Raw genomic sequence first — 811 nt, 5'->3', positions numbered from 1 at the left:
TTTAATAGCTTCAGGGACTCTCCATTTGAACCATCGTAGCCTGCTCGTTGAATATCTTCTTTCATTACCTGCATCGTGCTCGTAAGGTTTTGCAGCAGCAATAGCTCAATGCCTTTGTCTTTGGCTATTCTGTGCCCCGTCATAAATACGCTGCCGATAATAGCAATCGCGAATACACCAATAACGGAGGTGACCATCAGTTCAATGAGAGATGCGCCCTTTTGCTTTCGCAAGCTTCTGCTGCGGGCCTTAGCAAGCATAGTAACCATACTGAGCGCCTGATTCGCCGCACACTTTAATTCGCCCCGGAGGGCTAGATAGTTTAATCAAAAGCCGGTCGGTTGAAGCTCTTTTAGGAGCCAAGTAAATCGTACCTCTGGCAGGCCTTCCTCTTACACTTTCAAAGCTGATTTTTGAGCCTGTATAGTTATGAGAAAACGATAAATCTCGAAACGGTTCTCCCGACAACATCAGCAATGTATCACCAGACAGATCTTCCGTAGGCTTCAACCATACTGTCCACTCCCCCGTAGATTGCTCTTCATTTTTAGCCGTCGAGAAATGTACCCAGAGTTTTTGATTTCTTTTCACAGACTCAGACTTTGCCTGTACTAAGAAACCATTCAACTCCCCAGCAAGGCGCTGTATCTTGACTGTTTGGGTGACTGAACTAAAACTCGGAGCAGCCGTCGCTACCAATATCGACAGTATCGACACCGTTATTAACAGCTCTAATAAAGTAAACCCGCGAGTCATTTCCCAAATTCCTATGTAATCAGGTGCGTAAGCATATTTAATCTTGCACCGATGC

2 protein-coding genes are annotated in these 811 nt (G+C 45.4%); both read right to left on the bottom strand.

From position 1 onward, the window contains the following. A partial coding sequence (locus AB4496_RS26520) for a PilW family protein (protein WP_372132882.1) occupies window positions 1–269 on the bottom strand: 269 nt, incomplete at its 3' end. Beyond that, entirely contained in the window at window positions 250–756 is a 507-nt protein-coding gene (locus tag AB4496_RS26515; RefSeq protein WP_017098042.1) for a GspH/FimT family pseudopilin, read from the bottom strand. The genes AB4496_RS26520 and AB4496_RS26515, both read right to left, overlap by 20 nt. Window positions 757–811 lie beyond the last annotated feature (55 nt).

It is taken from the genome of Vibrio sp. 10N.222.46.A1 (assembly GCF_041473595.1).
Classification (GTDB): domain Bacteria; phylum Pseudomonadota; class Gammaproteobacteria; order Enterobacterales; family Vibrionaceae; genus Vibrio; species Vibrio tasmaniensis_A.
This window is presented reverse-complemented; position numbering and strand designations above follow the sequence as displayed.